The sequence below is a fragment of the Nonomuraea aridisoli genome (assembly GCF_003236395.1).
Lineage (GTDB): Bacteria > Actinomycetota > Actinomycetes > Streptosporangiales > Streptosporangiaceae > Nonomuraea > Nonomuraea aridisoli.
In genome coordinates this window covers 1-7,699 of the sequence record NZ_POUD01000365.1, presented here as the reverse complement: position 1 = coordinate 7,699, position 7,699 = coordinate 1, and the positions used below count along the sequence as shown (strand labels likewise).

General features: G+C 71.2%; 9 protein-coding genes. 5 read left to right on the top strand and 4 right to left on the bottom strand.

Annotated features, from left to right (window positions below; genetic code table 11):
- Positions 1 to 261: 261 nt before the first annotated feature.
- Positions 262 to 759, bottom strand: coding sequence for a hypothetical protein (locus tag C1J01_RS50650; RefSeq protein ID WP_181449303.1), 498 nt, complete (start codon positions 757 to 759; stop codon positions 262 to 264).
- A 226-nt stretch (positions 760 to 985) separates the two neighbouring features.
- On the opposite strand from C1J01_RS50650, the gene C1J01_RS44000 reads away from it, so the two are divergent.
- Entirely contained in the window at positions 986 to 1,327 is a 342-nt protein-coding gene (locus C1J01_RS44000) for a hypothetical protein (protein WP_111184961.1), read from the top strand.
- A gap of 120 nt (positions 1,328 to 1,447) precedes the next feature.
- Positions 1,448 to 1,825, top strand: coding sequence for a VOC family protein (locus C1J01_RS43995; RefSeq protein ID WP_111184960.1), 378 nt, complete (start codon positions 1,448 to 1,450; stop codon positions 1,823 to 1,825).
- Positions 1,826 to 1,839: 14 nt separating this feature from the next.
- On the opposite strand, the gene C1J01_RS43990 is transcribed toward C1J01_RS43995, so the two are convergent.
- Positions 1,840 to 2,205, bottom strand: coding sequence for a winged helix-turn-helix transcriptional regulator (locus C1J01_RS43990; RefSeq protein WP_111184959.1), 366 nt, complete (start codon positions 2,203 to 2,205; stop codon positions 1,840 to 1,842).
- A gap of 64 nt (positions 2,206 to 2,269) precedes the next feature.
- On the opposite strand from C1J01_RS43990, the gene C1J01_RS43985 reads away from it, so the two are divergent.
- A complete protein-coding gene (locus C1J01_RS43985; RefSeq protein ID WP_111184958.1) occupies positions 2,270 to 3,169 on the top strand; it encodes an LLM class flavin-dependent oxidoreductase in 900 nt (299 codons plus the stop codon).
- On the top strand, positions 3,166 to 4,464 hold the full coding sequence (locus tag C1J01_RS43980) for an FAD-binding oxidoreductase (protein WP_111184957.1): 1,299 nt from the start codon (positions 3,166 to 3,168) through the stop codon (positions 4,462 to 4,464). The genes C1J01_RS43985 and C1J01_RS43980 overlap by 4 nt, the downstream gene beginning before the upstream one ends.
- A gap of 18 nt (positions 4,465 to 4,482) precedes the next feature.
- On the opposite strand, the gene C1J01_RS43975 is transcribed toward C1J01_RS43980, so the two are convergent.
- The gene (locus C1J01_RS43975; protein ID WP_111184956.1) at positions 4,483 to 5,256 is read right to left on the bottom strand and encodes an isoprenyl transferase; all 774 of its coding nucleotides are present in this window, start codon (positions 5,254 to 5,256) and stop codon (positions 4,483 to 4,485) included.
- The gene (recO, locus tag C1J01_RS43970) at positions 5,253 to 5,987 is read right to left on the bottom strand and encodes a DNA repair protein RecO (protein WP_111184955.1); all 735 of its coding nucleotides are present in this window, start codon (positions 5,985 to 5,987) and stop codon (positions 5,253 to 5,255) included. Before recO ends, C1J01_RS43975 begins: the two co-directional genes overlap by 4 nt.
- A 151-nt stretch (positions 5,988 to 6,138) precedes the next feature.
- On the opposite strand from recO, the gene C1J01_RS43965 reads away from it, so the two are divergent.
- Positions 6,139 to 7,677, top strand: a complete 1,539-nt coding sequence (locus C1J01_RS43965) for a CDP-alcohol phosphatidyltransferase family protein (protein WP_111184954.1) — start codon at positions 6,139 to 6,141, stop codon at positions 7,675 to 7,677.
- Positions 7,678 to 7,699: the final 22 nt, after the last annotated feature.

The following is a 7,699-nucleotide window of genomic DNA, read 5'->3' as shown; positions in this document are numbered from 1 at the left end:
GTCCCCCAACCGCTCAACGCGCGCCACCCTCGACCCCCGGCCGCTCGACGCACGGCACTGCCCGTCCCCGGCCTTTCGACACGCGCCGCCCCGAGCGACCGTTCAGCGGGCGCCGTCTGCGCCTGACGCGTCTGCCCTTTCGAGCCGGATCTGCGCCGTATGTCATCCACCCGTGCGCGAACCCCCGACCCCACGGCATGCGACAGGGCCGGCCCGTGGTGCCGGGCCGGCCCTGTCGATCACATGTCAGTTGTTCACATGTCAGCGGCCGTAGTGGCCGTCGTGGTGGTCACCGTGGTCGTTGTGACCCTTGCCGTGGTCGTGGTCCTTGCCATGATGACCGCCGCGGTCCCAACCCCGGTCCCACCCGCGGTCCCACCTGTGGTCGGCGCCGTGGTGGCCGCGGGGTGAGCGGCCGGGGAAGAAGTCGTGGCGGTACAGGTCGTGGCGGCGGGCGTACGACGCCGACACGGCCTTCCACTTGCCGCCGCTCCACCGGTAGAAGCGGTGGCCGTCATAGCGGTAGCGCTCGCCCTGGTCGAAGCTGTACCAGTCGCCGTGGCCGCTGTAGCGGAACCACCACCGCTGCCCGTCCCAGCGCTTGGCGGCGCTGTCGTGCCGGACCACCTGCTGGCTGATGGCGGCGTTCTGCCCCGTGTTCGTGGTCGCCGACGCGGCTCCCGCCCCGGCGAAAAGCATGCCCCCCGTGACCGCCACAGTCGCGGCGGCCGTGGTCAAACGCATAACGATCTTACTCATGATCGCGTGTTCCCCTTGGTACGCCTGCCGTTCTCGGGGCTCTGGATGCTCCGAGCGGCCGGCGTGGTTGTTGTGTTACATCGGCGTTAACCAGCCGCTTGGGGCGAATAATCCCAATCATCCCATGATGTGATGTATGTCGCGAATGTGGTCACAGGGTCGAGGGAGCGTCATCCTGGACGGCATGGCGACCGTGCGACCGGCATACCCTGAGGACCTTCCGACCATGCCGGCCATCGTCCGCGCGCTACCCGATCACTTCGCACCCGACGTGCCCGACGCCGTCCAGGACGACTTCGCCCGGCACGCGTCCTGGGCGGTGTCCGAGGGCGACGAGGTCGTGGGCTCCACGGTGGCCGACCGGCGCGCACTCGCCCGCGACGGCGTCCGGCTCGTGGAGGCCAAGACGCTCGACCGCTCCGCGGGCTACGCCCCCTACGAGGGGACGAACGCCTTCTGGGAGAGCCTGGGCTTCGTCCAGATCGCCACGATCGACCCGCTGCCCGGCTGGCGGCCCGGCAACCCGTCGGCCGTCTACGTGGCCGCCCTGGGCTCCACCCGCGGTTAGAGCGCGTTTCAGCTCGCCCACGGCCGGAAAACCGTTCGCCGCCGCTCACCTCGCCCGGTACGGTCGCCCGGAGCCCCATGAGGCCGTTCCGACAGGTCCCCCTGAAAGCAGGTTTCGTTCATGGCATGCCGTATCAGTGAGCTCGTGCTCGGTTGCCGCGACCCTGAGGTGCTGGCGCGGTTCTGGTGCGAGGTGCTGGACTTCGTCGTCCTCGATCGCGAGGAGGACTGCATCGAGATCGGGCCGCGCGAAGGGTTCGGCGGCCCGCAGCCGACGATCATCCTCAGTCGCAGGGACGAGCCGGAGAAGGGGAAATCCCGGCTGCACATCGACGTCAACGCCACCGACCGCGACCAGGACGCCGAGCTCGAACGCCTCCTGAAGCTCGGTGCGCGCCCGGCCGACATCGGCCAGACCGGCGAGGAGCCGTGGCACGTGCTCGCCGACCCGGAGGGCAACGAGTTCTGCCTGCTCAAGGCCCGTCTCAACCCGCTCTGACGGCTCTCGCCGAATCACTCCTCCTCGGCCGCCCTGCGCCGGTGGCCCCAGTCCACCAGGGGCTGCAGGATCGACATCAGCTCCTCGCCCTCAGGGGAGAGGGCATAGCGGATCTGCACCGGCGTGGTCGGGATCACGGTGCGCGAGATCAGGCCCTCGGATTCGAGCTCCTTCAGGCGCTGGGCGAGCAGCCGATCGGAGATCCCCGGCACCGACACGCGGTACTCACCGAAGCGGCGGGCGCCGCGCCGGCCGGCGAGCAGGATCGCGCTGGTCCACCGGCGGCCGACGAGCTCGACGATGTCCTGGAAGCTGCGGCAGCTCGGCTCGTGGATGGTCAGGCCGGGCGGACGGGCGCTCTGTACTGACTGAGTGCTCACTTACTAAAGATTAGTAGCTAATCTCACTTTTGCCCAACGGCGCCCGCGTGCGCAGCATGGGGTCATGGCTGATTACGGACATCCCCTCAGCTTCGGGCTGAGTCTCGATCCCGAAGCGGATCGGCTTGACGACACCAGGCGGCTGGCCGACGCCGCCGACGAGGGCGGACTGGACTACCTGGCCGTCCAGGACCACGCCTACCAACCCGGCCACCTCGACACCTGGACCCTCATCACCCACCTGGCCACCCGGACGCGGCGTGTCTCGTTCCTCACGGACGTGGCCGATCTGCAGTTAAGGCCGCCGGCGATGCTGGCCAAGGCGGCGGCTTCGCTCGGGGTGCTGACCGAGGGCCGGGTGGCCCTCGGCGTCGGCGGCGGGGCGTTCGCCGACGCCATCGCCGGCATGGGCGGCCGACGGCGCGACGGCGGTGAGATGGTCGCCTACACCGAGCAGTCCCTGCACATCATGCGTGCCGCGCTGGCGGGCGGCGGGGTGCGGCTGCTCACCGACCAGCACACGATCGAGGGCTACGCGGCAGGTCCCGTGCCGCCCGCTCCCATCCCGCTGTGGCTCGGCGCCCAGGGCCCGAAGATGCTCGCCGTCACCGGCCGCGCCGCCGACGGCTGGATCTCTCCCCTGAACATCTACGTCCGGCCCGACGAGGTTCCCGCCAAGCAGAAGACCATCGACGAGGCGGCCCGCGCGGCCGGGCGCGACCCGGCCGAGATCCGGCGCATCTCCAACGTGATCGGCGTGATCGGCGACGTACGCCACGGTCCCGGCCTGATCGGGGACGTGCGCGTGTGGACGGACACGCTCACCGAGTGGGCGGTCGGCCTGGGGTTCGACACGTTCGTCTTCTGGCCGGTGGCCGAGCACCTGGCGCAACTCGAGGTGTTCGCCGGCGAGGTCGTCCCGGCGGTCCGCGAGCGGGTCGCCGGGATTCGGGGGCGGCGATGACGTCGCCGGCCGCGCTGCGGGGCAGGATCGTCGTTCCCGGGGACGACCGGTACCACCTGCTGCGCTCCACGTACACGACGGTGGCCCGCCCCGCGGCCGTGCTGCTGCCCGAGAACGCCGAGGAGGTGGTCGCCGCGCTGCGCCATGCCCGCGAGCAGGGCCTGCCCCTGTCCGTGCGGAGCGGCGGCCACGGCCTGTCCGGGCGGTCGTCCAACGACGGCGGCGTGGTCATCGACCTGTCCGCGATGAACCGCGTCGAGGTGCTCGACCGGGCGGCGCGCATCGTCCGGGTGGAGGCGGGCGCCCGCTGGGCCCAGGTCGCGCAGGCGCTCGCCCCGTACGGGCTGGCGATCAGCTCCGGCGACCACGGCAACGTCGGCGTCGGCGGCCTGGCCACCGGCGGCGGCATCGGCTGGCTGGTCCGTCGCTACGGGCTGACCATCGACCACATCCGCGCGGCCGAGGTCGTCCTGGCCGACGGCACCGTCGTGCGCGCCGACGCCGACCACGAACCCGACCTGCTGTGGGCCGTGCGCGGCGCCGGCTCCGGGGTCGGCATCGTGGTGGCCTTCGAGATCGAGGCGATCGAACTGCGCGACATCGGGTACGCCCAGATCGCCGTCGAGGTCGATCGGGGCGGTCGCGCGCTGCGGCGCTGGGCGGACTATCTGGCCGAGGCTCCCCGCGAGTTGTCCACCGCCGTCACCCTGCTGCCGCACGGCCGTTCGCTGGTCGCCTCCATCACGGCCGTGGTGGCCACGGCCGACGAGCGGCGCGTGCGGGCGGCGGTCGAACCACTGCTCCGGATCGGCAACACGCTCGACCAGCACGCCCAGCTCGCCCCGTACCCGGCGCTGGTCTCCACCGCGCACCTGCACGCCAACGTCGGCCAGCAGCCCAGCACCACCACCAACGGCCTGCTGACCGGCATGACCGACGAGGACGCGGCGGCGATCGTGGCAGCGGCCGGCGGACGTCACCAAGCCTTGATCAACATGCGGTCGGTGGGCGGGGCGGTCAACGACGTGCCGGCGGACGCGACCGCGTACGCGCACCGCCACCAGGGCACTCTGGTGGTCGCCACGGCGTTCCCGCCGCAGCGCGGAGTGGCGTTGGACGCGGCGTGGCGTCCGCTGGCCGACCGGGTCGAGGGGGCGTATGTCGGCTTCGAGAGCCGTCCGGGCGAGAGCGCCTTCGAGCGCGTCTACCCGGGCGCGACCGGCGACCGGGTCAGGCGCCTGTGGAAGCGTTACGACCCGGACGGAGTCTTCCAAGCCCTCTGGCGGCTGCCCTAGGCCGGCGAGCGAAAGCCCCTAGACCTGGTTGGGGATCGCGCCGCCGTAGCGGCGGTCGCGCTTGGCGTAGATCTCGCACGCCTCCCACAGGTCGCGGCGGTCGAAGTCGGGCCAGAGCCGGTTGAGGAACACCATCTCGGCGTACGCCGACTGCCACAGCAGGAAGTTGGAGATGCGCTGCTCCCCCGACGAGCGCAGGAACAGGTCGACCGGCGGGATCTCGGGCTCGTCGAGATAGCGGGAGAACACCTTCTCGTCGACCCGCGACGGCCTGACCCGCCCGGCCGCGATGTCCTCGGCCAGCTTGAGCGCGGCCTGCACGATCTCGGCCTGGCCGCCGTAGTTGACGCAGAACTGCAACGTGAGCCTGTTGTTGGAGACGGTCATCTCCTCGGCCGTCTGCAGCTCGCTGATGACGCTCTTCCACAGCCGCCCGGGCCGGCCGGCCCAGCGCACGCGTACGCCCATGGCGTTGAGCTCGTCGCGGCGGCAGCGGATGACGTCGCGGTTGAAGCCCATGAGGAAGCGCACCTCGTCGGGCGAGCGCTTCCAGTTCTCCGTCGAGAACGCGTACGCGCTGAGGTAGGGGATGCCGAGCTCCAGGGCCCCTTCGATGACGTCGAAGAGGGAGGACTCGCCCGCCTTGTGCCCCTCGGTGCGGGGCAGGCCGCGCGCCTTGGCCCAGCGGCCGTTGCCGTCCATGACGATGGCGACGTGGCGGGGCACCAGTTCCCTGGGGATGGGCGGCGGCGTCGCCCCCGACGGGTGCGGGGACGGAGGACGTACGTTCACACGGGCTCCCTTTCGACGTGACGGAGAGAGCGTATGCCGTGCTCCAGGTGCCACTGCAGGTAGGCCGCCACCAGGCCGCTGCACTCGCTGCGATGGCGCTGCTCGGAGGCGTCGGCCGTGGCCCAGTCGCCGCGCAGCAGCGCCGTCATGAGCCCGATCGTCTCCCCTGCCGGCACGGCCGCGCCGGCGGGCTTGCAGGCCCCGCACACCACGCCCCCGGCCACGATGGCGAACGCCCTGATCGCCGGCGCCTGGCACTTGGCGCACGCCTCCAGCGCGGGGGCGTAGCCGGCCACGGCCAGCGAGCGCAGGAAGTAGGCGTCGAGCACCAGCCTGGCCTCGTGGTCGCGGTCGGCGAGCGTGCGCAGCCCGCCCACCAGCAGCAGGAACTGCCGCAGCGCGGGCTCCTTCTCCCCGTGGGTCAGCCGGTCTGCGGTCTCGAGCATCGCGGTGCCGGCGGTGTAGCGGGGATAGTCGGCGGCCAGCGCCTCTCCGTAAGGTCTGATCGTCTCCGCCTGCGTGACGACGTCGAGCGTGCGGCCGGTGTGCAGCTGCAGGTCGACGTGCGTGAACGGCTCCAGCCTGGCCCCGAAGCGCGAAGTGGTGCGGCGGACGCCCTTCGCCACCGCCCGGATCTTGCCGGTGCGCCTGGCCAGGATGGTGACGATGCGGTCGGCCTCACCGAGCTTCTGCGTGCGCAGGACCACGCCTTCGTCACGGTAGAGACTCACCCGCACATCTTACGGCCGCCCCCTATACCGGCGGACCGGACGTTACGGGCATCCTCCAGTGACACGACTTTACGTCCTTCTCACTAGACTTTGACCCCTGTCCCCGCATTACCCGTTGTTCAACCCCCCGCTACCGCCTCGAAAGGGAGTCATGACCCGCGTGGTCCTGCTGGGCGCCTCGCCCGGCCCCGACATCTCTCCGACTGGCCTGAGGCTGGCCGCACTGCCCGGCAACCCCACCGTGGCCGAGCGGCTGCACAGCCAGCTCGCCGCCATGGATCCCCGCTTCGCCACGATCCCCTCGGGTGACGTGGCCGCGGCTCTGCGCGCCGTGGCCGACGTGGCCGACTCCGCGACGGAGAACCTCTTCCTCATCCCCGAGAACTCCGTCGTCCACGACGAGCTGATGTACCAGATCACCAAGACCAAGCGCGGTGCTCTGGCGCTCGTCGCCAAAGAGCCACGTCCTCAGGCGACCGAGGAGGCGGATGAGGACAGCGACCAGGACGACAGCCAGGTCGAGCGCATCCCGGTCGACGAGGCCGAGCCCGAGATCGGCCGCAACCGCGTCGAAGGGCTGCCCGTGCGCGTGCGCATCGGCAAGTCGGGGCGCGTGGTGTCGGTCGGCACCGCCACCCACGCCGTGACCCGGCCCAACGGCATCGTGCTCGGCCCCCTCCACGTCAGCGCGCGCAACGCCCCCGTCCTGGCCGAGACCTGCCGCGCGCTGGCCGACATGGCCGACCGCTTCGGCCCTGACGACGACCTGGTGCAGCTCATCGTGTTCGGCCTGGTGCGCAACGGCGTGTCGGTCGGCATCCGCGGCCGCCGCGACCTGTTCTACCGCCGGGTCACCACCCAGGAGGAGGTCAACGAGGCCGGCGCCGAGATCGTCGGCATCGACGAGGACCGTGCCCGGCTCAATCACGCGGTCAAGGGCGCCGACGGCTTCTTCACCACGTTCTTCGTCTCCACCTACTCCCGGTTCATCGCCCGCTGGGCGGCCCGGCGCGGGCTGACGCCCAACCAGGTGACGATGATGTCGATCGCGCTGGGCGTGGCCGCCGCGGCCTGCTTCGCCACCGGCGACCGGCCGTGGATGGTCCTCGGCGGCGTGCTGATCTACTTCGCGTTCGTCTTCGACTGCGTCGACGGGCAGGTCGCCCGCTACGCCCGCAAGTTCGGCGTGCTGGGGGCCTGGCTCGACGCGACGTTCGACCGGTTCAAGGAGTACGTCGTCTTCGCCGGCCTGGCCGTCGGCTGGGTGGTCTCCGGCAACACCGACGACATCTGGATCCTGGCCCTGGCCGCCATCGGCCTGCAGTCCGTACGCCACCTGCTCGACTTCTCCTTCGGCATCGCCAACCGCCGCAAGCCGCCGGCCAAGCTGCCGACCATCCCGCTCGACGCCCCCGACGACCGCGAGCTGCGTCAGGCGCTCGTCCGCCGGAAGGCCGAGCGCACCCAGGGCCTGCGGGCCGTGCTCAAGATGTGGGGCAAGGCCGGCAGGTTCAGGGCCGTCCACTGGGCGCGCAAGATGATCGTGTTCCCCATCGGCGAGCGGTTCGCGGCCATCGCGATCACCGCCGCCCTCTTCGACGCCCGGATCACCTTCATCACCCTGGTGGTCTGGGGCTCCGTCGCCGCCCTCTACACCCTCACCGGACGCCTCATGAGGTCGCTCGTATGATCACCCACCCCCAGGCCATGGC

Excerpts from the sequence above, each read along its gene's own strand:
- C1J01_RS50650 (WP_181449303.1), bottom strand. The coding sequence starts at position 759 with ATGAGTAAGATCGTTATGCGTTTGACCACGGCCGCCGCGACTGTGGCG.
- C1J01_RS44000 (WP_111184961.1), top strand. The coding sequence starts at position 986 with ATGCCGGCCATCGTCCGCGCGCTACCCGATCACTTCGCACCCGACGTG.
- C1J01_RS43995 (WP_111184960.1), top strand. The coding sequence starts at position 1,448 with ATGGCATGCCGTATCAGTGAGCTCGTGCTCGGTTGCCGCGACCCTGAG.
- C1J01_RS43985 (WP_111184958.1), top strand. The coding sequence starts at position 2,270 with ATGGCTGATTACGGACATCCCCTCAGCTTCGGGCTGAGTCTCGATCCC.
- C1J01_RS43980 (WP_111184957.1), top strand. The coding sequence starts at position 3,166 with ATGACGTCGCCGGCCGCGCTGCGGGGCAGGATCGTCGTTCCCGGGGAC.
- C1J01_RS43965 (WP_111184954.1), top strand. The coding sequence starts at position 6,139 with ATGACCCGCGTGGTCCTGCTGGGCGCCTCGCCCGGCCCCGACATCTCT.